This window comes from Pseudomonas sp., assembly GCF_051660785.1.
Classification (GTDB): Bacteria; Pseudomonadota; Gammaproteobacteria; order Pseudomonadales; family Pseudomonadaceae; genus Aquipseudomonas.
This window is the reverse complement of the sequence record NZ_JBOFQE010000119.1, coordinates 25458-48739: the sequence shown is the minus strand read 5'-3', so window position 1 is coordinate 48739 and position 23282 is coordinate 25458. Positions and strand designations below refer to the sequence as shown.

Here is a 23282-nt window from a genome sequence, read left to right as displayed (position 1 = left end):
AGCCTGCTCGCGATAGCGGTGTAACAGTCGCTGGTGATGTCGACTGATCCACCGCTATCGCGAGCAGGCTCGCTCCCACAGGTTCTTGTGTGAAGTTTACTTTTTGCGAAGGCGCATCAATTCCGGCAACCCGATCTTGAGCAACCTCGCCGTCCGACTCTTGGCCAACTCCTCAATGCCCTCATGCTCGGTCAAGCGTGCCAGTTGCGCGGCCATGTTCATCACCAGCGCTTCGCGGGAGTAAACCCCGCCACCGAGCCGGTAGACCGCTGCAATCAGCTCTCGCAACTCCAGCGGCAGCCGCCAACGAGTGCGCAGCGCCGAGCCGTAGGCCGCACCGAACTCGGCCAAGGACTCTCCCACCTCCGTCCATTCATCCAGCTCGCCACCGGCCTGCTTCCATTCCTGCAAACACCTCAACAACGCGAGGTCGCCTAGGCAGTGCAACATGCCCGCGCAATAGCAGCGCTCCTGATCCAGGTCCAGCAAGCGCGCCAGCGTGCGGGCGTATTCGGCGGTGTGCAGCGACAACTCCCAGAAACGCTCGGCGTAGTCCGCCAGGAAAGGATCGCTGAGCCGGGCACTGCGCTTGAGCGCCAGCCCCAGAATCAGGTTCATGCTTTGCCCGGTGCCCAAGCGGTGCAGCGCCTGGGACAGGGTCTGTACGGCATCGCCAAGGTGATGAGCCGCACTGTTGGCGGCGGCGATCAGCACGGCAGTAACCTGCGGATCGGTGCGAATTTCGTCTCCCAGCCGGGTGAGATCGAGGCCGCCGGGATTGAGGCTACGCTTGATCGCGACCTGCACATCGGTCATCAACGGCGCACCTTCCGCCAGTTCACGGCGACGCTCCAGGTACACCGACAAAGTCATGCCGGGCGCCAGCGTTGGCACCTCGCAGGAAACTTCCTCTCCAGCATTCACCAGCAATTCTTGCAGGCGATGGGTCAGGCCCTCCATGTCCAGAGGTTTGGTCAGGTACGCCGTGGGCGCAAGGGGCAATGCTTCGCGCACGCTGGCGCTGTCGTTGCGGCTGCTCATCAGAATGAAGGGCAGCGGTGGATTGCGCCTGCGCTGACGCACATTGCGCAGGACATTCAGGCCATCGACGCCGGGCAACTCCCAGTCGACGATCACCAGGTCGTACGGATTTGCTGCCAGGAGTTCCAACGCCTGTTGGCCATCGGCACACACATCCAACCGAGCGTCACAACGCACACTCAACAACACCTGCTTGAGCAGGTCGCGGGACCAGGGGTCGGCCTCGGCAATCAATACTCTGGGTACAGCGGGTAAATCCACGGCAGTCATGCAGCACGCTCCCTCGCAATGCTTGAACCTTAGTCAACGCTTGCCATTCGATACAGTGTGAATGCCTTCAATGTGTTTCAAGAGGCGAAAAAAAACCCGCCTGAGCGGGTTTTTTGTCGATCAGATCACACTTGGCAATCAGAGCTCCGAGAAGCACTCTTCGATGATCGCCAGACCTTTGTCCAGTTGCTCGTCCGGCGAAGTCAGCGGTACCAGGACGCGCAGAACGTTGCCGTAAGTGCCGCAAGACAGCAGGATCAGACCCTTGTCGCGCGCCTTGGCCACAACCGATGCCACAGCGGCAGCGTTCGGCTTGTGGCTGTCGCCGTCGACGAACAGCTCGACCGCGATCATTGCGCCCAGGGCACGGACTTCGCCGATCACCGGGTACTTGGCCTGGATGGCTTTGAGGCCAGTGACCAGACGCTCGCCGACAGCCTTGCAGCGATCCAGCAGGTGCTCTTCTTCGAACACTTCCATCACGGCCAGGGCCGCGGCGCAAGCGATCGGGCTACCGGCGTAGGTGCCGCCCAGGCCGCCTGGAGCAATGGCGTCCATGTATTCGGCCTTGCCGCACACACCGGCCAACGGGAAACCGCCAGCGATGGATTTGGCGAAAGTGGTCAGGTCGGCAGCAACGCCCATCTGTTCCATGGCGAAGAAAGTACCGGTACGGCCTGCGCCAGTCTGTACTTCGTCAGCGATCAGCAGGATGCCGTGCTGATCGCACAGAGCACGCAGACGCTTCATGAATTCTTTCGGAGCGACGTAGAAACCACCTTCGCCCTGAACCGGCTCGATGATGATGGCAGCGATGTCACGAGGTTCGGCGTCGTTCTTGAAGATGCGTTCGATGCTGGCGATCGAATCGTCGATGCTCACACCGTGCAGTTCGTTCGGGTACAGCGCACGGAACACGCCGCCTGGCATCAGGCCCATGCCGGCCGAGTAAGGCACGACTTTACCGGTCAGACCCAGGGTCATCATGGTGCGACCGTGGTAAGCGCCGGTGAAAGCGATCACGCCGGCACGGCCAGTGGCAGCACGGGCGATCTTCACGGCGTTTTCTACGGCTTCGGAACCGGTGGTCACCAGCAGGGTTTTCTTCTCGAAATCACCTGGCACCTTGGCGTTGATTTTTTCGCACACTTCAACGTACGGCTCGTAAGCCAGTACCTGGAAGCAGGTGTGAGTCAGCTTGTTCAGCTGCTCGGTCACGGCGGCGATGATTTTCGGGTGCACGTGGCCGGTGTTCAGAACGGCGATGCCGCCGGCGAAGTCGATGAACTCGCGACCTTCAACGTCGGTTACGGTGGCATTCTTCGCGGACTCGGCGAAGATCGGGTGAATCTGGCCAACACCGCGTGGTACAGCGGCTTCGCGGCGTTTCATCAGGGATGCGTTAGTCTTGCTCATAAAGTCCTCATTCACCGCTCATCGGGCGGCGTGGTTCAAGGAAAATGCGGCGGGGAGGCAACTACGGCAGCATGCGATGATCGACTGCCACAGCGTTCCCGGCCACAGAGAAAATTCCGTTTGAAGCGCAGAAAGGGACAGCGCTCTCGTGCCCTTTCCGCTTGAAGCAATGCCTAGCCGGGCTTAGATGCCCAGGCAGAGGTATTTGATTTCCAGGTAATCTTCGATGCCGTACTTGGAGCCTTCACGGCCCAGGCCCGACGCCTTGATGCCACCGAACGGCGCGACTTCGTTGGAGATCAACCCGGTGTTGACGCCGACCATGCCGTATTCCAGGGCTTCAGCCACACGGAACACACGACCCAGGTCGCGGGCATAGAAGTACGAAGCCAGGCCGAACTCGGTGTCGTTCGACATCGCGATCACTTCGGCTTCGTCTTTGAAGCGGAACAGCGGCGCCAATGGACCGAAGGTTTCTTCCTTGGCCACGGCAGCGTTTTTCGGCACGTTGGTCAGAATGGTCGGCTCGAAGAAGTTACCTTCCATGACCTTGCCACCCGCCAGAACGGTCGCGCCTTTGCTGATCGCGTCAGCAATGTGCTCTTGAACCTTGGCCACGGCTTTTTCGTCGATCAGCGGGCCAGTGGTGGTGCCTTCTTCCAGACCGTTGCCGATCTTGAGTTTGGCCACGGCCACTTTCAGCTTCTCGGCGAACGCGTCGTAGACCGAATCCTGAATGTACAAGCGGTTGGCGCAGACGCAGGTCTGGCCGTTGTTCCGGTACTTGGAAATAATCGCGCCTTCGACGGCCTTATCCAGGTCCGCGTCGTCGAACACGATGAACGGCGCATTGCCGCCCAGTTCCAGGGACACTTTCTTGATGTCCTTGGCGCATTCGGCCATCAGCTGACGACCGATTTCGGTCGAGCCAGTGAAGGACAATTTACGCACGATCGGGTTGCTGGTCAGCTCGCTGCCGATGTCGCCGGCGCTGCCGGTCACGACGCTGAACACACCGGCAGGAATGCCGGCACGCTGGGCCAGTTCAGCCAAAGCGAATGCGGAGAATGGGGTTTGCGAAGCAGGCTTGAGCACCATGGTGCAACCGGCGGCCAGGGCCGGGCCGGCTTTACGGGTGATCATTGCGGCCGGGAAGTTCCACGGGGTGATTGCAGCGGTCACGCCGATTGGCTGCTTGATCACGATCAGGCGCTTGTCTGGCTGGTGGCCCGGAATCACGTCACCGTAGATGCGCTTGGCTTCTTCGGCGAACCACTCGATAAAGGAAGCGGCGTAAACGATTTCGCCCTTGGCTTCAGCCAATGGCTTGCCCTGCTCCAGGGTCATCAGGCGAGCCAGGTCGTCCTGATTCTCGATGATCAGTTCGAACCAGCGACGCAGCTTGTTCGCACGGTCCTTGGCGGTCAGCGCACGCCAGGCCGGCAGCGCTTTGTCAGCGGCTTCGATCGCACGGCGGGTTTCGGCAGCGCCCATTTTCGGCACAGTGCCCAGAATTTCGCCCGTTGCCGGGTTGTTGACCTTGATCGTCAGACCATTGTCCGCATCAACCCAAGCGCCATCGATAAAGGCTTGTTGGCGGAACAACTGGGTGTCTTTAAGCTGCATGTCGGCTTTCCTTAACAGCACCGCGACCAGCGCGGAGCGAATTATGATTGTAGAAAGGCGCCTTGTAGGCTGCCGTCAGGGAAATCATTCACCGGGCTGAAGCACATAAATAGCGCACGGAGTGGACTCGTGCGGTTCAGCACCCAGACAAGAGCGTTTGAAATCTCAAACGAATCCTAGGATCAAAGGGGGTAAAGGACAATAGCCTGTTCGAAAAAAAGAACGAAAACGCCGCATTTGCCTAATTTTTCTGATCAACGTAGCAAACGGTTGTTACGGTTGCGAAAACCGCAGTCGATTCAGCAGCATGGACGCCCGCAGTGCATATGAGTATCATGGCGCCCGCTTGCACCAGTAGCTCAGCTGGATAGAGTACTGCCCTCCGAAGGCAGGGGTCGTGGGTTCGAATCCCGCCTGGTGCACCATATAGTAGAAACGAGAAAGCCTCAGATCTTAGGGTCTGGGGCTTTTTTGTGGGTGCTGTCTCGTCCTGAAGAAGGTTTACACCTTCCGACTTCTTATCAAGAAGGTGCAGTTTCGTCGGCGTCGGGCTAACCCAACACGACGCGCGAATGTCTATAAATGTCTAAAAACGTCTAACAATGTCTAGAAATCAGCCTTTAGACATTTGCCACAGCTTGCCCTTGACCTTGATAACACCCTGAATCTTAAGCGCCTGCAGCAGATTTTTGATCTTGTTGGCTTTCTGCTGACGGTCTAGAACCTCGGGTAGTTTGTCTATGAGTAACTTATCGATGTCGATACGTTTGGCTGAGCCCGATTTTTGGATCAACTCGCAAATCAGGCGTTTGTAATGCGTATCGTCGATGCCCCGGTTACGGATGTACTGCGCCAGATCATCGCTGTGCTGGGCCACTTGGGCGGAGATATGAAAATTGGGCTTGCGCCCCTCAATCAGCCCCTGCGCCTTGAGATGGAGAGACTGCGCATCGGTCAGCGGTTTGCGCTTCTGCACCCGATCCAGCAGGAGGATGTCTTCCAGTGACAAATTGGGCATTTCCGCCAATTTGCGCGCATAGCTCATATCCAGCACGCGTCCGGTGATGGTGACCTGCACGCGATTCCGCTCAAGCTGATACTCAGGAAGGGGAAAGAAGCGGTTTTTCTGGATCAAAAACATCTTGCGGATGCCACTGCCGATGGTGTCGATCATGTTCAGGTTGACCATGGCATCGGTGAGGAAGCGATTGCGGTAGCGCGTTTCCGGTGCGTCGGCCTGAATCACTTGTTCCACCGAGCCGGGAATGAAGTCGCCGGGGTTGCTGAAGCATAGCCGCCCATCTTCGAACTCAACCACCGAGACCTTGCCACCCAGCTCGTAGTCCTGGTGGGCAATGGCATTGTTGAGTGCTTCGCGGATGATGAAGGGGTCATACTGGTCGACCTCCTCTGGGAACAACGAGCTCTCTGACATATAGCGGTATTTCAGGTTGCGGATTTTGCGGTAGACCTCATCGGCGCTGACCAGCAATGGACAGGAGAAGTGCTGGTAATCGCGCTCAAAACCGTCGCGGTCTTTGAGAATCCAGCTGAGGGTGGGCGAGGCTGGGTTGAGCCAATGCGCCGCCTCCGGTTTGCCCAGCAACAAAATGGCAGTTCGGGTGATATGCCCCTGGATGGTTACCTTAGCCTTGTTGAGAAAGGTTTCGTCGCACCAGCCCGCCAGTTCGTCGGTCAACTTAGGATGCTTAGTGGAATACTCGCGCCGGGCCAGCGCAATTGCCTCTTCGCTCAAGTCCGCCAGGCTGGCTCCGGGACAGAGACCCGCGCTCCAGTCCTGAAGCCGGTTCTGGCGGCGGATGCGTTCAATCTCTTCGAGCGAAAGCGGCCCAAGGGACTCACCGTCGCGGCCGTAGAAATGTCCTTCCCAGGCCATCGGCAGACCTTGTGGTGCAGCGGGAATTTCGAACAGCAACACCCGGCCCGCAAGATGCTGAACGGTATGAATCTCGATAAAGGTCAGGCGCTGACTGATCTTGTCAGCCACTTCCTTCTTCAAAGACTGCAACTGCTTGGGCGTCTCTCGAAAGCGTGTTCCCACCACTTGTTGGCGGTCATTGACGCCGAAGACCAGCCAGGCTGCGGACAGCCCCTTGAGGTTAGCCTCGTTGCTCAGCGCGGAGAAATAGCGGCCGAGCTTGTCGAAATCGTAGTTGCTCTTGGCTTCCTTGAACTCCACTACTTCACTCTCGCCATTGCCGGCCAGCAAGCGCTGCAGTTGCTGCTGGGCATCCATTAGGCCACCTCCATATCCACTGCAGATACTCCGTATCGAAGACGCTGGCCAACCGGGCGGCTTGGCAGCTCAAGGGTTGAGGAAACGCGGCATCTTAACCAAATGGGACCGAGACTGAGCTGAAATCTGGCCATGGAACAGCCGTCGATCACTTTGTCCCGTCTCTTTCGGATAAGGATACTTCGCGGGCTCGCGCCTAGGGTTGAGCGGACGCTCCCGTCGAAGGCGGGATTACTGCCATGACTAGGGCTGGCGGAACCTCAAATGGTAAAAAGAAAAATCCAGATAATAAAAACCCCTGAGCAGTATCAGCGCCGGAACGCATCAACCGACAGGGGCCGTGTTGACGGCGATTATAAGGGGTGAGGGCATCTCGGCAACTGCTGGTTGGTCCGATGCAACCGTCAAGGAAAACTTGATGGTTCAAATTGAGCGCACGCGTGCTTGTCATTCAGTCGTCCAATCAAACTCATCGTACTCATCATCGTCTTCTTCGTCCTCGATCAACTCATCATCAAGAACGTCTTCCTCCAGCGCCTCTTCTGCCTGCTTCGCCAGAAGAAACTCCTTGCGACTCTCAGTCACTGCTCGCCGCAATTCCTCGCCCTTCACAGGGCAGTTGAGCATTTGGGCGATGCGGTCAATTTTTTTTGCCACGGCATCCTCCAACGCATCGGCTATAGGCCGATAGTGCGCGCTTTCGGGTGTTGATGCCAAATCGCTGACCGCTTTGCCTCTCAGTTTTGCTGCAGATTTTTGAGTCGGACGGCGAGATTCTCCTTGGGAAAGCGTTTGTGCAAGGTCGCCATCAGGTCGTCGGCCGCTTTGGTTTGACCGGCATTTTGCAGGCGGATCACTTCTCGTAATTGGTCGTCGAGGAACTTCGGTGGGGCCGCGAAGCGTTTACTGACCTTCGCTTCTTCAGCCAGGTCAGCGCTGATCGATTCGCTCTGCGCGGGCGCAGCCATATCGGCCATTGGCGCCACAGGTGCTGGCGCTGGCGCTGGAGCGGACATCGTGCCGGCCGGGGCAGCCATTGAGCGTGCAACCGACTCAGGCGCTTCTGCGGCTTCTTTCTTGGCCGCAAAAGATGAGGCTTTCGGCGCGGGGGTGGAGTCGTAGGTCGGCACTTGCTCAGGCGTACGTTGCACCAACGCCAACATCAAAGCGACGCCAACGAGGCTGGCGAACGCGACTTGCCAACGGGGTTTCTGGCAGGCCAGAACCCAGCGTTGCCACAGGTTCGGTTTTGGCACAGGCGTTTCTCGGTGTGCGGCGGCGAGAATGAACGCGTCGAGATGGGCCGGTGGTTCGCCAGCCGCGTGTTCACGAAAATGCTTCACCACATCGTCTTCCGGTGTTTTGCGGGCGTCTGTCATGTCAGTACCTCCTCGGTCAGCAGCCGACGCAGTTTCTGCTGGGCGTAGCGCAAGCGACTCTTGACGGTTTCCAGGGGTGTTTCGGTGAGGGAGGCGATCTGCGGCAGGTCGAGATTGCCGTGGGCGCGCAGCAGGAAGACTTCGCGCTGATCGGCGGGCAGGTTTTGCAGGGCGGCTTCGAGGCGCTGGGTGTCGCGGCTCAGGCTCAGCAGTTGCTCGGGATCGGTCGCCTCATCAATCACGGCGTGGGTCTGTTCGTCATAGCTGTCGTGCAAAGGGTTGTGGATTCCATGTTTGCGCCAGTGATCGATCAATCGATTGCGGGCAATCTGAAACAGCCACGTACGAAAATTCGCCCGGCCTTGTGGCTGACTGGTGCTGCGGATCAGGCTCAGCCAGGTTTCCTGGTAAACCTCTTCGGCGAGCTCGGGCCTGCCGCTCAAACCGAAGAGGAATCGGTAGAGGCCTTGGCGATGACGGGCGTACAACATCTCGAACGCCGGCCCGTCGCCTGCGCGATACCGGGCCAGTAGCGATTCGTCGCTCGGTTCAGGCGCTGACATGTCAGTTGTAATCTCCTTTATGCGGCTCACTGCTGGAGGCGGTGGTGGTCCGCAGGCTCTGCGCCAACTCTACCAATTGCACGAACTCTGCCCGCAGGCCGAATCGGTCGTCGCCCCGCGCACTGCGCGCCAGGGCCTCGGTGTCCTTCAGGGTGAAATCACCGGTGTAACGCCCGTCCTTCAGCTGCTGGGAGAACGCGGCCACGGCCGCCGCAAATCGCAGGTCATCACTGGCTTTGCCGACCGGATTACCCGCGATCGGCCGCTCGATCAAGCGACTGTTCCCACCTTCCGGTAACTGATATCGCACACGCAACATCGCCAATTCCCCAGTAGAACCGGAAGCTACCGACTCAGACTTGCCATATCGCAACGGTTCCAGCCAGCCCTTCTCGCCCTTGGGCACAATTTCGTACAACGCCGTCACCGTGTGTCCTGCACCGATTTCTCCGGCATCGACTTTGTCATTGCTGAAATCCTCACGCTTCAACGCCCGATTCTCATACCCCAGCAGCCGATATTCGCTGACCTGCGCCGGGTTGAACTCCACTTGCAGCTTCACGTTCTTCGCCACCACCGCAAGGGTCGAACCGAGTTGATCCACCAGCACCTTGCGCGCCTCGCGCAGGTTGTCGATGTAGGCGTAGTTGCCATCGCCGGCGTCGGCCAATTGTTCCATCAGGTGTTCATTGTAGTTATCCACACCAAAACCCAAGGTGGTCAGGGAAACGCCGGTCTTGCGTTTATCCACAGCCATTTGCTTGAGGCTGTCGAAGTCGCTGATGCCGACGTTGAAGTCACCGTCCGTGGCCAACAGGATGCGCTTGATGCCTTTGGCGATGAAGGCCTGTTGCGCCATCTGATAGGCCAGTTCGATGCCCGAGGCACCCGCCGTCGAGCCACCGGCGGTTAATTGGTCGATCGCTGTACGAATCTTCGCTTTCTCGCGTCCGGAAGTTGGCTCCAGTACGACACGCGAATCGCCGGCATAGACCACCAGCGAAACGCGATCCTGCTCGCGCAGTTGATCGACCAGCAATTTCAGCGTGCTTTTGACCAGCGGCAGACCTTCGCGCCGGTCCATCGAACCGGACACGTCCACCAGAAACACCAGGTTCGCCGGGGCCAGTTCCGCAACCGCTCGGTCCGACGCCTTGATGCCGATGCGCAGCAAACGGGTATGCGGGTTCCACGGCGACGGCGCCAACTCAGTAGTCACGCCAAACGGCGAGCCATCGGTGGGCAGCGCGTAATCGTAGGGGAAGTAATTGACCATCTCCTCCAGTCGCACCGCGCCTTCGGGCGGCAGGCGTCCCTGATTCAGCAAGCGGCGGACATTGGCGTAAGCGCCGGTATCGACGTCAGCACTGAAGGTCGAGACCGGTGTCTCGGCCACGCTGTGAATCGGGTTATCCGCCAGCGCTTGATATTGCTCACGCGGCTCATCCCGATAACCCGGCGCAGCCATCTCAGGCGCAAAGCCCGCTACGGGCGCCGGACGCACGCTGCGCTTGGCCATCGAAGCATCCGCCGCAACGGATTCGTTGCGCACCAGCGCCTCAGTCTTCATTGCACCTTGAGCCGGAGGCGACACAACTGCGGAATCAGGTTTAGAGGAAACGCCGCAACCGGCAACGGCCAGCAGCAATCCGACGGCGAAACCCTGAGCGGCCGGGCGGAGGAAATGCAGAGGGAGGGACATGGGGGCTGACCTCAGGAGGAAATTGATCCATTCATCCTCTGAGACGAGCCCCGGTTCAGGTTCGGGTTAACCCGACTGAAAAATTAATCTCAGCGGTGATAACGCCGCACCACACTGCTGTTTTTCAGCACATGGCCTTTGATTTTTTCCATCAGCTGCACGCGGGTCAGGCCGGCAGGCAAGGCGTCCGGCGCCAGATCGAGGGCGTAGAGCTGGATGATGTAGTGGTGGGAGCTGTCGCCGACGGGCGGGCAAGGACCGATGTAGCCGGTGGCGCCTTTGCTGTTGTTGCCGCCCACGCCTTCGAGCGCGGATTTGGCGCCCACGCCGGCCGGGATCTGGCGTGTCGTTGCCTTGAGGCCGTAGTGAATCCAGTGATCGACGCCCAGGCCTTTCTGGCCGTCCGGGTCGTGCATGACGATGGCGTAGCTCATGGTACCGGGTGGGCCGGCGTTCCAGCTCAGGGCCGGGGACTGGTTCTTGCCGCCGCAACCACTGGCGTCGCTGGCCGCTGCCGAGGTGAACAGGCGGTTATCCGAAACACCGGGAATGCTGACGGTGAAGCGTTCCTGTGCCTGCGCCGGAAATTGCACGCAAAGGGCGACTGCAACGGCCGCCAGCCAAGGGTTCAGAGAGGTCAATCGGGTCATTCCGGAGCACCTTGTGCGGATGGGGCCTTCGTCGGCTTGCGAACTATAGCTGTACCGTTCGTGCGGTGGCAGTGGGAATTGGCTGAACCTCGGGATAAGCGCCAAACTCATAACTGAAACGCTTGCCTGGAGAGTGATCATGGCCCTGCACCGCGTCGCCCGTTTCGCCGATGTGCCCGAAAACCAAGGCCTGGAAGTACGGATCGCGGACACCAAAATCGTTTTGCTGCGGGTCGGCGATCAATTGCGCGCCTATCAAGGCGAATGCCCCCACGCCGGGGCGCCGCTGGCCGAGGGTGCGTTGTGTCATGGGCGCCTGATTTGCCCGTGGCACAAGGCTGCTTACCGGATCGAGGATGGAGGCCTGTGTGATCCGCCGTCTCTGGACAGCCTCAAGCGCTACCCCCTGGAAATGCGCGATGACGAGGTCTGGGTCGACGATCAGCCGCTATCGGATCCCCACACCCCGCCGGCCGATGACGAGCGAACGTTTGTCATCATCGGTGCCGGTGCTGCCGGCACGGCGGGGGCAGCGGCATTGCGCGAGAAAGGCTTCGGCGGGCGCGTCGTGTTGATCGACCGCGAAGCGGAGGCCGGTTACGACCGCACGGTACTGAGCAAATTTGTGATTGCCGGGGAAATGCCACCCGAAGAAGTGCCGCCGCTACGAGAGGAAAGCTTTTATCGCGAGCAGCGCATCGAACGAGTTACCGGGGAAGTGGCGAGCCTGGATGCCCCCAACAAAACCCTGCGACTGGTCGACGGTCAGTCGCTGACGTATGACGCGGCGTTGCTTGCGACCGGCGGCACACCCAACCCCCTCAAGCTGCCCGGTGCTGACTTGCCGCAGGTCTTCCTACTGCGTTCCAAGGATCAGGCGACACGGATTCTGAACGCTGCCAAACCTGGTCAGCGGGCGGTGATCATCGGCGACAGCTTCATTGCCCTCGAGTCCGCGTCGGCCCTGCGCGAATACGGTCTGGAGGTCACCGTCCTTGCCCGCCACGCTGTGCCGTTCGCCAAGCAGTTCGGTGAGGCAGTCGGCAAGTCGATTCGTGCCCTGCACGAGGCCAACGGCGTGGTGTTTCAGACCGACAGCGAAGCCATGCAGATCGAAGGCTCCGACAAGGTCGAAGCGGTGAAACTGGAAAACGGTCAACGTTTGCCAGCCGATCTGGTGCTGGTCGGCATCGGCGTCAGCCCCGCGACGGAGCCGTTTGCCGACCTGCCCAAGGAAAAAGATCGTTCACTGCAGGCCGATGGCGGCATGCTCGTGGCCGAGGGGCTCTGGGCGGCGGGTGATATCGCGACCTTCCCGCTCAACGGCCAGCCCCAGCGCATCGAGCACTGGCGCCTGGCCCAGCAACAGGCGCGGATCGCCGCGGCGAACATGCTGGGCGGCGACGAACACTACCTCGACGTGCCGTATTTCTGGACCTGGCACTTCGGCAAAAATTATGACTATCTCGGTCATGCCGAAAGCTGGGATGAAGTCGAGTTCAAGGGCGATCCTGACCATCCACCCTTTATCGGCCTGTTCAGCAAAAACGGCGTGGTCGCGGCGGCCGTAGCCTGCGAAAAAGAGCGGGCAATGGCGATGCTCGCCGAACGGATGAAACAACCGCTGCCGGTGGATGAGGCGTGGCGGCTGATTCGGGACGTGGATTAGGCTTTAAACAGCGGACGGCAAAACGCCCGGCAGAGACCGGGCGTTGCCTTGAAGCGAGCGGTTTTATTGAATCTGTGGAGCGCCGCCGAGCTTGCTCATCACGAAGCCGACAAATTCTTCAACGGTCATTTTCTGGCCATTGAATTCCACCTGATTGTTGGCGTAGTGCAATTTGGTGACGATGTCATTGCCTTCCAGTTTGGCCAATTGCGTACCAACCGCCATGCTGCTGAACATGTCCGCGGTCGCCGTTGCCTGATCGGCAATAAGCTTGGCGTCGGTCTGGCCTTCGATCTGCGATTGCACAGTAAGCAGATCAACGAGCATTGGTTTGGACACTTGCAGATTGAAATCCAGCAGCGCGATCAGCTGTTGAGTCAGCTGGTCCGGCGGCAGGTCCATGGACTTCGGCTTGGTCAGGTCGAGCACCATGTTGGCGCGGCTTTCACCGTTGGTGGATTTGAACGACAGATTTTCCAGGGCCACTTGCGGGCCAGCCGCGAGCAGTTTTTCCAGGCCGGTTTTGACCTGTGCCTCTTCGGCCGGGGTCAACACCAGTTCCGGGGTCGGTTCACCGGCGGCAGCGGCTTCAGCGGCGGCTTTCTCGTACGGCTGCAGTTTGGTCTGATAGACCTGCATCAGCGACATGGTCGCCGGGATGTCGAGGTTCTTCAGGCTCATGGCCATCTGCGCAGAGCCGACGGCCTTGCCATTCAACGACACCTCGCCCACCTTGTAATCGGCACGCCCCGAAGCGCTGGTGCCCGACTCTTCGGTCTGGTTCTTCATTTCAAATTTCTTGAAACCCAAGACCGATTGCTGGGCGCCGAAGGTGGTTTTGCTGTCGGTCAGCTCCAGCGTGTTGTCGCCGATGTAATAGCCGTAGGTGCTTTTGCTCAGGTTGCTGGCCACGGTCAGGCCGTTCAACTCGACCTTCACCGGCGTCTGGTCTTCAGCCACCGTGGTCAACGTCAGGGTGTCCATATAGCCGTTGGCCTTGACCTTTTGGGCCTGGGCACTGGCGGCGACGTCGAGGTTCAGGCCGGAAAACTTCAGGTTGGACTTGGCATCCAGCGCGACGTCCAGCGGCAGCAATTCAAGGGTGCCGTTGGTGGAGTTGTCGTAACCGATATTGACCAGGCCCTTGAGCGGCGATTGATCCTTGGCAGCGGCGAACCATTTTTCGGTGGCTGGAGTTCTTTCCAGTTCGTAGTGACTGGTGGCCATCACCGGCAGCCATTTCAGCGACATCAGGCGTGAGAACGGCAGCGGACCGTGTTCGAGGCGGTCGACGAACAGCAACTCGACCGGCGCTTCGCCAAACATTTCACCTTCGCCCTTGAGGCGGTAGTGCGCGGTGCTGCTGAACACGTGGCGCTCCAGCGACACCAGTTCCAGCGTCGCTGTGCCGTTGGAACCGACCAGCGCGGCTTTCAGCTCTTTGTTGGCGTCGGCGATCGAGGTGTTGAGCACGCCTTCGATTTTGGTGCCGGTATACCAGGCACCGCCGGCGCTGATTGCACCGATGGCAACGACGATTCCAAGAAGCACGCCTGCTGATTTATTCATGAATGACCCGATCAATGTCCGTTGTTGAAAATGTTGTCGTCTTCCCTGAACCCATGACGGGTTGCGGTTGCGACTGCGCTGAAAGTGCGATGCAGATTAGCATCAGGCGCAGTGGGCGGCCCAATGTTTAAAGGTTAAAGAGTGTCTATGGACCGCGTGCGGGGGTTGAGAGTTTCTGCGGACGTGAAATCGCCATCGCGAGCAGGCTCGCTCCCACGGGGACACGCAGTCAACTGTGGGAGCGAGCCTGCTCGCGATGACGTCAGCACAGACAACACCAATTCAGGAGTATTGGACCTCCATCTCATCCAGCTGATGATCAAAGCTCTTGAGCCGCGCCGTCCACGTATACACCAGCACTTCAAAATCGCGATTGATCACCGCGCCGCCCGTCACTTCCGCGCGAGGGTCGCAGAAGTCCAGCTGATAGCGTTCGCGGGCCATGGCGGCTGCCACATCGGAGAGTTCGCGGGCATTGTTGAGCCAGTGCCTGTCGTCGTCGCAGACTTGCTTGTCCAGTTCGAGGCATTGCTTCTTCAAGGTCTCGAGGCTTTTTTCCAGCGGCGTGCCGGTCAGTTCGCCCATGACTTCCTGGAACGTGCGCCCCGGTTGCCAGTAGCTGCCCCAGAAATACCGGTCAAACACCGTTTCGACCCGACGCAACGCCACCTTGGTGTCCCAGATCAGCACCAGGGTCTTGCCTTGTTCGAGTTGTCTTTTCTTGATGCGCTGGCCCTGGACTGAAGCCCAGGCCACCACCACGATTGCCATCACGGCAATCAGCGCCGCGGCGCTATCGAGGAACACCAAAGCCTTGTCGATCTGGTGAGCCAGCATGATGCCGTAGAAATAGGTGGCCGACAGCAGGACCAATGCCGTAATAGCGCACCAGAAGCCGGGAGCATAAGGGTTTTTCATTATTAGATCCCCATGACCAACGCGAGCCTTGATCGATGAAATCGACGCGCGACCTCATCAAGTCAAAGCATAGCAACGGCCTCAGGGTTTGCCGGAGTTCATGCCTTGCGTTCGTCCGCTTTCCCAGCCGCCACCCAGCGCGAGGAACAGATCAATCTGGCTCATGGCGACTTGCGTGTTGGCGGAGGCCAATTGGGCCCGCACATCGGTGTAAGTGCGGGTCGCTTGCAGGTCTGCCAGAAACGATTCACGGCCGGCCTGGAAGAAGCGATGGGTCTGATCCGCCGCCAGTTGTGCCGATTGCTCGGCATCCGCCAGCGCATCGCGGCGTTGCAGCAACGCGGAGTATTGGGCCAGACCGGTTTGCGTCTCGCGAATGGCGTTGAGCACCACGCCATCGAAGTGCGCCAGCGCGCCTTGGGTCGCTGCTTCGGCTTCGCGGATTCGCGCCCGTGAGCCATTGGACGGCACGGTCCAGGTCAGCAACGGGCCGAAGCCCCAGCGATTGGTCGCTGGTTTACCGAGGTTTTCCAGGATACCTACAGTGCCGACGGTCGCGCCGATGCTGATGTCCGGGTACAACTCGCCCGTGGCGATGCCGATGCCGGCGGTCGCGGCTGCCAGTCGGCGCTCAGCCTGGCGCACATCGGGTCGGCGCTTAAGCAAAGTTGCGCCGTCACCGACCGGCAACAATTGGGTAATTTTCGGCAGTTCGGCGCAAGTGGCGGTCCCGGCCGGCAACTGCTCGACCGGTTTAGCCAGCAACATCGACAAACGGAACAACCCGGCCTGACGCGCCGCTTCATAACGAGGCATGTCGGCGCGAAGGGATTTGAATTGGGTTTGTGAGCGGGTGACCTGGGTTTCGTCGCCGCGCCCGGCGTCGCGCAAACGCTGGATCAGGGTGGTGCCTTGAGCCTGCAGGTCGAGGGAATGCTGGGCGATTTCCTGCTCTTCATTGGCCGCGCACACTTGGGTATAAGCCCGGACCACATCGGCCACCAACGTGATGCGGGCGGTATCGGCGGCGGCTTGAGTCGCATCGGCATTGGCCTTGGCCGCTTCGATCCCGCGTTGCAAGGTACCGAACAGGTCGAACTGATACGAGGTGGTGATGCCGATGTCGCCGACGTTAGCCACCGGCACTTTCTCCGGTAGCAAGAAGGCTTCACCGGACTCCTGCAAACGCTGGGCGCCGATCTTCACACCACCGCTCCAACCGCCTGCTGCCTGCGCTTCGTCGACCTGAGCGCGGGCCCGGGAAAGACTCGCCGCCGCCACGCGCAAATCGGTGTTGCTGGCCATGGCCTGCTGCACCAGTTGGTCCAGGCGCGGGTCCTGATACAAGCGCCACCAATCGGCGGGAACGGGGGCTGAAACGACATTTTTACCGTTCACCGCCAGGTCGCCCTGCAAGTCTTCACGGTGGATGGCGGCCTCGTCCGGCAAATGATAATCCGGCCCGACCACCTGACAGGCCGACAGCAAAAAACCTAAGCCGACAACCGCCAAACCCGAGGCCCTGCTCATTTCGCGGGCTCCTGGGGTTGGTCTTCCATGATCGACACCGTGGCGGTGCGCCCGGCGATCATGCGGAAATCCGCCGGCACGTCATCGAAGGCAATCCGCACCGGAATCCGCTGGGCCAGCCGCACCCAGCTGAAGGCCGGATTGACGTTGGGCAACAGGTTGCTGCCGCTGCTGCGGTCACGGTCTTCGATACCGGCGACGATGCTTTCCACATGACCGCGCAAACGCGCGCGGTCGCCGACCACCCGAATGTCGACCGACTGGCCGACATGGATGCCGTCGAGTTTGGTTTCTTCGAAATAACCGTCGATGTGGAACGAATTGCTGTCCACCACCGACAACACCGGACGCCCGGCGGTGACGAATTCCTGTGCGCGCGGCGCGCGGTCGTTGACGTAACCGTCCACCGGGCTGCGGATGGTCGAGCGGTCGAGGTTGAGTTGGGCGCTGTCCACCGCAACCTGAGCTTCCATTAATGCCACTTCGGCGCGGGCCACCCGCGACTGGCTTTCTTCCAGTTGCTCGCCCGGCACCAGATTGCCGAGGCCACGGTTACGCTTGGCTTCACGTTGCGCCTGGGCCAGGGTTTCCTGACGGTCGGCGACTGCGGCCTTGGCTTGGCGCAGCGCCAGTTTGAAGCGGTCCTGGTCGATGCTGAACAGCACCTGGCCGCGTTTCACCAACTGGTTGTCGCGCACTAGCACTTGCTGGATCAGCCCGGACACGTCCGGGGCGATCTGCACGATGTCGGCACGGATGTGCCCGTCCCGGGTCCAGGGCGCGAACATGTAATACATCACCATGCGCCAGACCACGACGACGGCGAAGGTCACGATCAGCAGGGTCAGGACCACGCGACCGAGGGTCAGAAAAGGTTTTTTCATGTCATCAGGTATCGACTGAGTGAGTCCACGGCGCCGAGCAGCAAGGCGTAGAGAGCCACGTTAAACAATGCCCGGTGCCAGACCAGACGGTAAAAGTGCAGGCGCGTCAGCAACCCGTGCACCAACAGGAACAGCACGTACGTAATGCCCATCAGCACCAGCAGCGTGGGCAGGAACACCCCGCTGATGTCCAGATCACCGATCATAAAGGCGCTCCATCGATGCCATGGGGAAGCGGTTCTTCGAGTTCGCCCGAGGCGACGAATTCCACTCCAGGCAGCAGCGACAGACGCAGACCGCTCAAGGCGTGCAACAGGTGCAGACGCGCACCGTCATCACACTCGGTGGTCAGGGCGCGGCGGGTGCGGTCTAGGGTCATCAGCAGCGGGCTCGGTGCCGGCAAGCGCTCGCCAGCCTTGAGGCAGGCTTTGAAATATTCGCCGACTTCCGCCACCACTTGATGCAGAAGCACTTGCGGTGTGCCGTGTACTCGCGGCGTGTAGGCAAGCAGGTCGAGCATGTTCAGCGCTACGCGTACTTCCCGCAGCGCGATGCCGGTGTCTTGCCCGGTCATGGCCAGCCGCGGCAGGTGCTGCATCAGGCGATCGAGCATCTGCACGCCAAGCTGCCGGTGTTCGGCCAGCGTGGCTGGCTCGGTCAGGCTGACAATGTCGCGCCAGCTGAAACGGGTCAGGCGCTTGGCCGCCAGTTCCGCACCGAATGGCCGGGCGATCAGGGTCCAGACAAAGGCGAACAGCAAGCCGATAGGGCCGGCGAGGTTGGAGTTGGCGAAGCTGAGGAAATCCGCGTCGTAAGCGCCCTGAATGCTGATGAACGACGAGGTATTGACCAGGGTCAGCAGCATGCCCAGGTAAAACTGCGGCTTGACCGTCAGAGTGCCGATGCAAATGAACGGCACGGCAAACGCTAGCACCAGCATCGGAAAGTCATGCAGGTTCGGCAGTACCAGAAACAGATACAGGCTGGCAAACAACACCGACATCGCGGTCCAGAAAAAGAACCGGAAAATCTGCGGCGCCGGGTCGTCCATCGAGGCGAAGAAGCTGCACGCCACTGCTGCCAGAATCACCGCAGCACCACCGTCGGTCCAGCCGAGCAGAATCCACAGCACCGAGGCGACGATGATTGCGGTCACCGTGGACGCCGCCGAATAAAGCATCAGCCCACGGTCAAGAAACGGCGACAGCCGACCCAGGCGCCAATGCCGATACACCGCGCGCCAGCTGTCCTGGCTTTCGCACTGAATCGCGTATTGCAGGCTGCGGCAGTCTTGCCACACATCAATCCATTCGCCGAGGCGATACAACGCGTTGGAAAACAGCAGCTGTTTGCGATCATCCAATGCATTGGCGGACGGTTGCAGGGCCTCAAGTTGATCTTTCAGTGCTTGCCAGCGGCCGAGGTCGGCGTCTTTGTGGCCAAGCCATTCGGTGGTCGCGGTCAGCAGCGGCGCGAACTTATCCACAAGCTCGGGCGTTCTTCGTTCAAGGGCATGGAGCGCGTCGTCGAGCGCGTCGATCACCGGCAACAGGTGAATCATCCGCCCGCGCAATTCCTTGGTATTGCGCACCGTTTGCGGCCGGGCCCCCTCGTGGGGCAACTGACCAATCATCAGCTCCAGGCTGTTGAAGGTCGCCACCATCGCCGAGCGCAAGGCGCTGACTTCGTCCGGTTGCACGTTGCGGCTAAGGAAACGCAGGCTGTACGTCGAGGCATCGGCGAACCATTTGTTCACCGAATCGTTGAACACCGGCGCCAGCCGGCGTGGCCAGAACATCGCACCGACCACCGCCGCCACCGCGATGCCTAGGAAGATTTCTTCGGTTCGCGCTTCAGCGATATCCCACACCGCCAGCGGGTTATCCACCACCGGCAAAGCGATCAGCGGCAAGGTGTAGCCGGCGAGCATCAGCGCGTAACTGTTGGCCGTGCGCAGATGCAGGGAAAGGAACAGCAACGTACCGGTCCACAGTGCGATTACCACCACCAGCACATAGGGGCTCTGGACAAACATCGGCACGAAAAAAACCGCTGCCGCCGCACCGAGAAAGGTGCCGACCGCGCGGTACAAAGCCTTGGAACTGGTAGGGCCGACGAAAGGGCTGGAAACAATATATACGGTCGCCATCGCCCAATATGGACGCGGCATTTGCATGAGCATGGCGATGTACAGCGCAATCATCGACGCCGCGAACGTGCGCACCCCGTAAAACCAGTCCCGCGCAGGAGGAACGCCTGTGAAAAATCCGCTCAAGGGTTAGCCACCGACGGCGGATTAGCCGCTTCAAAGGCTCTCAGCACACGCAACGTCGCTTCCAGATCACTGCGGTCGATGCCTTCTAGCACTTCATTGCGCAAACGCACCAGCTCGATCTCGACAGCCTGCACCAACTCCCGACCGGTTTCCGTCAGGCTCAGGCATTTGGCACGGCGGTCATGGGCGTCTCCGGTGCGACGAACGTAGCCGGCATGACACAGCTGATCGAGCAGACGCACCAGCGACGGACTCTCCATCCCCGCCGCCTGCGCCACCGTCACCTGCCGCACACCCTCGCCCAGACGCCCGATCATCAACAACGGGACGGCGCAGGCTTCAGAGATTCCATAGTTGACCAGCGTGGACTGGCAAATCTTCCGCCAATGCCTGGCGGCCACCACCATGGAGCTGCTGATGTTCATCTGGAGAGCGTCGAGGTTTTTCGGCACGAGGGGAAACACACACTGTTAGTTTGCTAACTATCAATATGGCATTGGAGGGGAAAGTTGGTCAAGTTTTGAAACAATTTGGCCGCCATCCGTCGCCAGTCGGCTGCCTGAATCAACATTGGTACTGAAGATGTATATACTTCGTCGGTATCCACATCGAGGAAATGGAAATGTCCAAACAAGCTGTTTTTACGATGAAACTTGAACCAGAGTTGCGAGAAGAGTTCATGGCAGAAGCTGAAGCTTCTCATCGCCCCGCATCGCAAATCGTCAGGGAAATGATGCGTCAGTTCGTTCAAACACAACGAGAGTTGCGCGAGTACGAGTCGTTTTTACAACACAAAGTCGACAGTGCACGTATTTCGATGCGAGCTGGCGAAGGCCTGACCAATGATGAAGTTGAAGCACAATTCGCTGCCAGGCGTGCGCAGGTAACCAAGAACGGATGAAGATAATATGGACGCCCGCAGCAGCACAGGATCGTGCAGACATCTGGGATTACCTGCATGCCGTCAACCCAATAGCCGCCCTGGAAATGGACAACCGATTCATTGATGCGATATCTCGCATTTCCCAGTTTCCTGAAAGCGGCCCCGTCGGAATCATTACAGGTACTCGCGAGTCAACTCCCCATCAAAACTATCGCTTGGTTTATCAGCCCGAGCCGGACGCAATCTGGATACTCGCACTTGTCCATACCTCCCGACAGTGGCCCAAGAAAGGTAATTCTCACACCCCCCGCCCCTTCCTCATCAGCACATCCAGCTGATCCACCACCTCTGCCCAATCTGCGTCATCCAGAATCTCCTCCCGCAATAACTGCGCTTGGCCCTCGCTCCAGAAAAATGCATCGGCCAGATGCAATTCGGGCTTGAGCGGTGAATGGGTGGCGATGAATTTGTCGATGCTTTCGGCGTCGTCCGGCAGGCCGAGTTGTTTGAACAGGGAAGGGAGGCTGTGGGTTGGGGATTCCATGTCGGGCTCCTTTTTTATGGCAAATGATTGGGTGACTGCTGCGCAGTCAATCGCGGGCAAGCCTCGCTCCTACAGACAGCGTGATCCTGTAGGAGCGAGGCTTGCCCGCGAAGGCGATATAACTGACGCAGTAGAACTCACTGGCTCAACTCGCGCACCTCCGCATGCGGCACCATTTTCAGAAACTGCGGCATTTCCATGTGCAGCAGATTGGTGTGGTTGCCGGCTTCCAGGTAGATGTCTTTCTGCCGGGTCAATAGCGGGTCGATAACCACATCGAGTCCATAGGCCTCGCCAAGGGCTGGCACGGCGCCGCGTTCGCAATCATCGAACAGGTGCGGCAGGTTGCTTTCCCGGGAGACCTGCCATTCGCCACTGCTGCGAACTTTGCTCAGGTCCAGATGACGGCTGGCGGGCAGCACAGCCATCAGGAAATGCCCGTGCTGGTCGTCGAGGATCACCGACTTGGCCACCCTTTCGGCAGGAATGTTCGCAAGCCGTGCGGTTTCAAGGCTGCTTGCCGAGTGCGGGTGGGAAATGATGTCATATTCGCAGCGCGCCTTATCCAGGCTGCTCTGCAGGGTTCTTGCCATTCGCATGATGCACCTCGGTGTCCGCAACAACGTTTTGGCGGACGATGGTTAAACCTTTTTACACCTTTAAAGTCTAGGCCCGCCGGGGGATTGCGGAGTGAAATCCGCCCGCCGGACCAAGGTCGACAACTGTTCAAAATTCGTACAATCCACAGCTCAGCTAGACTGTATAAAGAACCATCAATGACTCTCCCGGAGGGTCACGTGAACACTCGTTGCTGGGCAATTGCGCTGCTGTTGGCCTTGAGCGGATCGGTCTTCGCGGCGGACACCGTCGTTCTTCTGGCTCCCAACCCCATGGGGATCTGGCTGATCACATTCGGCATCGCTTTTTTGATCGCCGAGGCGGCGCTGCCCAATTACGGCGTGATCGGGCTGGGCGGCATTGTGATGTTCGTGATCGGCGCGGTGATCATGACCAACACCGAGGTGCCTGTGCCGTTGATGATCGGCCTGGGATTGATCAGTGCACTGCTGCTGGTTTTCCTGCTGATCCACGCCCTGAAAACCCGACCGCGCGAAAACGTCAGTGGCGATGCCGGACTGGTGGGCAGTGTGACCCCGGTGATGTCGCTGGCCGGCAATGACTACAACGGCTGGGTGCATCTGCAAGGAGAGAAGTGGCAAGTCCTCAGCACCACGCCGCTGCGACCCGGTCAGAAGGTCCGTGTGGTGGCACGCAAGGGATTACTGCTGGAAGTGGCCGCGGCTGATGCGGCGTCGAAGGGAGAATAGACATGGGCCTGCAACTGGGTTTTGCCGCGCTGCTGTTACTGCTGATTGCACTGGCGGGGTCGACCTTCCGCATTCTGCGCGAATACGAGCGCGGGGTGGTGTTCCAGCTCGGGCGCTTCTGGCAGGTCAAGGGCCCGGGCCTGATCCTGCTGATTCCGGTGGTCCAGCAAATGGTCCGTGTCGATCTGCGGACCGTGGTGCTCGACGTGCCGCCGCAAGACGTGATCACCCGCGACAACGTCTCGGTCAAGGTCAACGCGGTGCTGTATTTCCGCGTGCTCGATCCACAGAAAGCCATCATCCAGGTCGAAGACTTCCTCATGGCCACCAGCCAACTGGCCCAGACCACGTTGCGGGCGGTGCTTGGTAAACATGAACTCGATGAACTGCTGGCCGAACGGGAACGGCTGAACATCGACATCCAGCAAGTGCTCGACGCCCAGACCGATGCCTGGGGCATCAAGGTGGCGAACGTCGAGATCAAGCACGTGGACCTCAACGAATCGATGGTCCGCGCCATCGCCAAACAGGCCGAAGCCGAGCGGGAACGCCGGGCCAAGGTGATTCACGCCGAAGGTGAATTGCAGGCCTCGGAAAAACTCATGCAAGCCGCCGAGATGCTGGGCCGCCAGCCGGGGGCCATGCAGTTGCGGTACATGCAGACGCTGAGTTCGATTGCCGGTGACAAGACCTCGACGATCGTCTTTCCGCTGCCGATCGAATTGCTCAAGGGGATGGCGGATTTGTCGTCCAAATCCTGATGGCTGCGATCTTTTGA

Annotated in this window: 23 protein-coding genes and 1 tRNA gene; 6 read left to right on the top strand and 18 right to left on the bottom strand. The window is 59.6% G+C overall.

What is annotated here, in order from left to right; genetic code table 11:
• Positions 1-96 precede the first annotated feature (96 nt).
• From ACRC4F_RS31475 to gabD, 3 genes are all read right to left on the bottom strand, one after another.
• Positions 97-1311, bottom strand: coding sequence for an HDOD domain-containing protein (locus ACRC4F_RS31475; protein WP_438662799.1), 1215 nt, complete (start codon positions 1309-1311; stop codon positions 97-99).
• A gap of 138 nt (positions 1312-1449) precedes the next feature.
• Positions 1450-2727 carry a 4-aminobutyrate--2-oxoglutarate transaminase gene (gene gabT, locus ACRC4F_RS31470; protein ID WP_438662798.1) on the bottom strand — a complete coding sequence of 426 codons (1278 nt, stop codon included), beginning with the start codon at positions 2725-2727 and terminating at the stop codon, positions 1450-1452.
• Between the two features lie 183 nt (positions 2728-2910).
• Positions 2911-4353, bottom strand: coding sequence for an NADP-dependent succinate-semialdehyde dehydrogenase (gabD, locus tag ACRC4F_RS31465; RefSeq protein WP_010464868.1), 1443 nt, complete (start codon positions 4351-4353; stop codon positions 2911-2913).
• Between the two features lie 348 nt (positions 4354-4701).
• Here gabD and ACRC4F_RS31460 point away from each other — a divergent pair.
• Positions 4702-4778 (top strand) — tRNA-Arg (locus tag ACRC4F_RS31460).
• 188 nt (positions 4779-4966) lie between these two features.
• On the opposite strand, the gene ACRC4F_RS31455 is transcribed toward ACRC4F_RS31460, so the two are convergent.
• The 6 genes from ACRC4F_RS31455 to ACRC4F_RS31430 form a co-directional block, all read right to left on the bottom strand.
• On the bottom strand, positions 4967-6610 hold the full coding sequence (locus ACRC4F_RS31455) for an RNA-binding domain-containing protein (protein ID WP_438662797.1): 1644 nt from the start codon (positions 6608-6610) through the stop codon (positions 4967-4969).
• A gap of 447 nt (positions 6611-7057) precedes the next feature.
• The gene (locus ACRC4F_RS31450; protein ID WP_438662796.1) at positions 7058-7327 is read right to left on the bottom strand and encodes a hypothetical protein; all 270 of its coding nucleotides are present in this window, start codon (positions 7325-7327) and stop codon (positions 7058-7060) included.
• Positions 7328-7347: 20 nt separating this feature from the next.
• Positions 7348-7989 (bottom strand): hypothetical protein, encoded by a 642-nt coding sequence (locus ACRC4F_RS31445; protein ID WP_438662795.1) that lies wholly within the window; start codon positions 7987-7989, stop codon positions 7348-7350.
• Entirely contained in the window at positions 7986-8552 is a 567-nt protein-coding gene (locus tag ACRC4F_RS31440; RefSeq protein ID WP_438662794.1) for an RNA polymerase sigma factor, read from the bottom strand. Before ACRC4F_RS31440 ends, ACRC4F_RS31445 begins: the two co-directional genes overlap by 4 nt.
• Position 8553: 1 nt before the next feature.
• Positions 8554-10254 carry a vWA domain-containing protein gene (locus ACRC4F_RS31435; protein ID WP_438662793.1) on the bottom strand — a complete coding sequence of 567 codons (1701 nt, stop codon included), beginning with the start codon at positions 10252-10254 and terminating at the stop codon, positions 8554-8556.
• Positions 10255-10343: 89 nt separating this feature from the next.
• Positions 10344-10904 (bottom strand): YbhB/YbcL family Raf kinase inhibitor-like protein, encoded by a 561-nt coding sequence (locus ACRC4F_RS31430; RefSeq protein ID WP_438662792.1) that lies wholly within the window; start codon positions 10902-10904, stop codon positions 10344-10346.
• Positions 10905-11043: 139 nt separating this feature from the next.
• Between ACRC4F_RS31430 and ACRC4F_RS31425 the strand changes: the two genes are divergently transcribed.
• Complete coding sequence (locus tag ACRC4F_RS31425; RefSeq protein ID WP_438662791.1) at positions 11044-12573, top strand: FAD-dependent oxidoreductase; 1530 nt, start codon at positions 11044-11046, stop codon at positions 12571-12573.
• A 63-nt stretch (positions 12574-12636) separates the two neighbouring features.
• Here the strand turns inward: ACRC4F_RS31425 and ACRC4F_RS31420 are convergent, their stop codons facing one another.
• The 7 genes from ACRC4F_RS31420 to ACRC4F_RS31390 form a co-directional block, all read right to left on the bottom strand.
• Positions 12637-14142 carry a YdgA family protein gene (locus ACRC4F_RS31420; RefSeq protein ID WP_438662790.1) on the bottom strand — a complete coding sequence of 502 codons (1506 nt, stop codon included), beginning with the start codon at positions 14140-14142 and terminating at the stop codon, positions 12637-12639.
• A 282-nt stretch (positions 14143-14424) separates the two neighbouring features.
• Entirely contained in the window at positions 14425-15060 is a 636-nt protein-coding gene (locus ACRC4F_RS31415) for an NADH:ubiquinone oxidoreductase subunit N (protein ID WP_438662789.1), read from the bottom strand.
• Positions 15061-15141: 81 nt separating this feature from the next.
• Positions 15142-16590 carry an efflux transporter outer membrane subunit gene (locus ACRC4F_RS31410; RefSeq protein WP_438662788.1) on the bottom strand — a complete coding sequence of 483 codons (1449 nt, stop codon included), beginning with the start codon at positions 16588-16590 and terminating at the stop codon, positions 15142-15144.
• Positions 16587-17474: an efflux RND transporter periplasmic adaptor subunit gene (locus ACRC4F_RS31405; protein WP_438662787.1), complete on the bottom strand. Its 888-nt coding sequence runs from the start codon at positions 17472-17474 to the stop codon at positions 16587-16589. The genes ACRC4F_RS31410 and ACRC4F_RS31405 overlap by 4 nt, the downstream gene beginning before the upstream one ends.
• The gene (locus ACRC4F_RS31400; RefSeq protein WP_008148151.1) at positions 17471-17680 is read right to left on the bottom strand and encodes a DUF1656 domain-containing protein; all 210 of its coding nucleotides are present in this window, start codon (positions 17678-17680) and stop codon (positions 17471-17473) included. The genes ACRC4F_RS31405 and ACRC4F_RS31400 overlap by 4 nt, the downstream gene beginning before the upstream one ends.
• The gene (locus tag ACRC4F_RS31395) at positions 17677-19749 is read right to left on the bottom strand and encodes an FUSC family protein (RefSeq protein ID WP_438662786.1); all 2073 of its coding nucleotides are present in this window, start codon (positions 19747-19749) and stop codon (positions 17677-17679) included. Before ACRC4F_RS31395 ends, ACRC4F_RS31400 begins: the two co-directional genes overlap by 4 nt.
• Positions 19746-20174 carry a MarR family winged helix-turn-helix transcriptional regulator gene (locus ACRC4F_RS31390; RefSeq protein WP_438662785.1) on the bottom strand — a complete coding sequence of 143 codons (429 nt, stop codon included), beginning with the start codon at positions 20172-20174 and terminating at the stop codon, positions 19746-19748. The genes ACRC4F_RS31395 and ACRC4F_RS31390 overlap by 4 nt, the downstream gene beginning before the upstream one ends.
• A gap of 197 nt (positions 20175-20371) precedes the next feature.
• Between ACRC4F_RS31390 and ACRC4F_RS31385 the strand changes: the two genes are divergently transcribed.
• The gene (locus tag ACRC4F_RS31385; protein ID WP_438662784.1) at positions 20372-20650 is read left to right on the top strand and encodes an antitoxin of toxin-antitoxin stability system; all 279 of its coding nucleotides are present in this window, start codon (positions 20372-20374) and stop codon (positions 20648-20650) included.
• The gene (locus ACRC4F_RS31380; protein WP_438662783.1) at positions 20647-20970 is read left to right on the top strand and encodes a type II toxin-antitoxin system RelE/ParE family toxin; all 324 of its coding nucleotides are present in this window, start codon (positions 20647-20649) and stop codon (positions 20968-20970) included. Before ACRC4F_RS31385 ends, ACRC4F_RS31380 begins: the two co-directional genes overlap by 4 nt.
• On the opposite strand, the gene ACRC4F_RS31375 is transcribed toward ACRC4F_RS31380, so the two are convergent.
• On the bottom strand, positions 20931-21176 hold the full coding sequence (locus tag ACRC4F_RS31375; RefSeq protein ID WP_131060483.1) for a DUF2789 domain-containing protein: 246 nt from the start codon (positions 21174-21176) through the stop codon (positions 20931-20933). The two genes, ACRC4F_RS31380 and ACRC4F_RS31375, sit on opposite strands and share 40 nt — an antisense overlap.
• Before the next feature lie 137 nt (positions 21177-21313).
• Positions 21314-21775 (bottom strand): aminoacyl-tRNA deacylase, encoded by a 462-nt coding sequence (locus tag ACRC4F_RS31370; protein WP_438662782.1) that lies wholly within the window; start codon positions 21773-21775, stop codon positions 21314-21316.
• 198 nt (positions 21776-21973) lie between these two features.
• On the opposite strand from ACRC4F_RS31370, the gene ACRC4F_RS31365 reads away from it, so the two are divergent.
• Positions 21974-22504, top strand: a complete 531-nt coding sequence (locus ACRC4F_RS31365; RefSeq protein ID WP_438662781.1) for an NfeD family protein — start codon at positions 21974-21976, stop codon at positions 22502-22504.
• Between the two features lie 2 nt (positions 22505-22506).
• Positions 22507-23265 (top strand): slipin family protein, encoded by a 759-nt coding sequence (locus ACRC4F_RS31360; RefSeq protein WP_131060480.1) that lies wholly within the window; start codon positions 22507-22509, stop codon positions 23263-23265.
• Positions 23266-23282 lie beyond the last annotated feature (17 nt).

Bases quoted from the DNA above. Each gene is read 5' to 3' on its own strand.
- ACRC4F_RS31475 (WP_438662799.1), bottom strand. From the start codon at position 1,311: ATGACTGCCGTGGATTTACCCGCTGTACCCAGAGTATTGATTGCCGAG.
- gabT (WP_438662798.1), bottom strand. From the start codon at position 2,727: ATGAGCAAGACTAACGCATCCCTGATGAAACGCCGCGAAGCCGCTGTA.
- gabD (WP_010464868.1), bottom strand. From the start codon at position 4,353: ATGCAGCTTAAAGACACCCAGTTGTTCCGCCAACAAGCCTTTATCGAT.
- ACRC4F_RS31455 (WP_438662797.1), bottom strand. From the start codon at position 6,610: ATGGATGCCCAGCAGCAACTGCAGCGCTTGCTGGCCGGCAATGGCGAG.
- ACRC4F_RS31445 (WP_438662795.1), bottom strand. From the start codon at position 7,989: ATGACAGACGCCCGCAAAACACCGGAAGACGATGTGGTGAAGCATTTT.
- ACRC4F_RS31440 (WP_438662794.1), bottom strand. From the start codon at position 8,552: ATGTCAGCGCCTGAACCGAGCGACGAATCGCTACTGGCCCGGTATCGC.
- ACRC4F_RS31435 (WP_438662793.1), bottom strand. From the start codon at position 10,254: ATGTCCCTCCCTCTGCATTTCCTCCGCCCGGCCGCTCAGGGTTTCGCC.
- ACRC4F_RS31430 (WP_438662792.1), bottom strand. From the start codon at position 10,904: ATGACCCGATTGACCTCTCTGAACCCTTGGCTGGCGGCCGTTGCAGTC.
- ACRC4F_RS31425 (WP_438662791.1), top strand. From the start codon at position 11,044: ATGGCCCTGCACCGCGTCGCCCGTTTCGCCGATGTGCCCGAAAACCAA.
- ACRC4F_RS31420 (WP_438662790.1), bottom strand. From the start codon at position 14,142: ATGAATAAATCAGCAGGCGTGCTTCTTGGAATCGTCGTTGCCATCGGT.
- ACRC4F_RS31415 (WP_438662789.1), bottom strand. From the start codon at position 15,060: ATGAAAAACCCTTATGCTCCCGGCTTCTGGTGCGCTATTACGGCATTG.
- ACRC4F_RS31410 (WP_438662788.1), bottom strand. From the start codon at position 16,590: ATGAGCAGGGCCTCGGGTTTGGCGGTTGTCGGCTTAGGTTTTTTGCTG.
- ACRC4F_RS31405 (WP_438662787.1), bottom strand. From the start codon at position 17,474: ATGAAAAAACCTTTTCTGACCCTCGGTCGCGTGGTCCTGACCCTGCTG.
- ACRC4F_RS31400 (WP_008148151.1), bottom strand. From the start codon at position 17,680: ATGATCGGTGATCTGGACATCAGCGGGGTGTTCCTGCCCACGCTGCTG.
- ACRC4F_RS31390 (WP_438662785.1), bottom strand. From the start codon at position 20,174: ATGAACATCAGCAGCTCCATGGTGGTGGCCGCCAGGCATTGGCGGAAG.
- ACRC4F_RS31385 (WP_438662784.1), top strand. From the start codon at position 20,372: ATGTCCAAACAAGCTGTTTTTACGATGAAACTTGAACCAGAGTTGCGA.
- ACRC4F_RS31380 (WP_438662783.1), top strand. From the start codon at position 20,647: ATGAAGATAATATGGACGCCCGCAGCAGCACAGGATCGTGCAGACATC.
- ACRC4F_RS31375 (WP_131060483.1), bottom strand. From the start codon at position 21,176: ATGGAATCCCCAACCCACAGCCTCCCTTCCCTGTTCAAACAACTCGGC.
- ACRC4F_RS31370 (WP_438662782.1), bottom strand. From the start codon at position 21,775: ATGCGAATGGCAAGAACCCTGCAGAGCAGCCTGGATAAGGCGCGCTGC.
- ACRC4F_RS31360 (WP_131060480.1), top strand. From the start codon at position 22,507: ATGGGCCTGCAACTGGGTTTTGCCGCGCTGCTGTTACTGCTGATTGCA.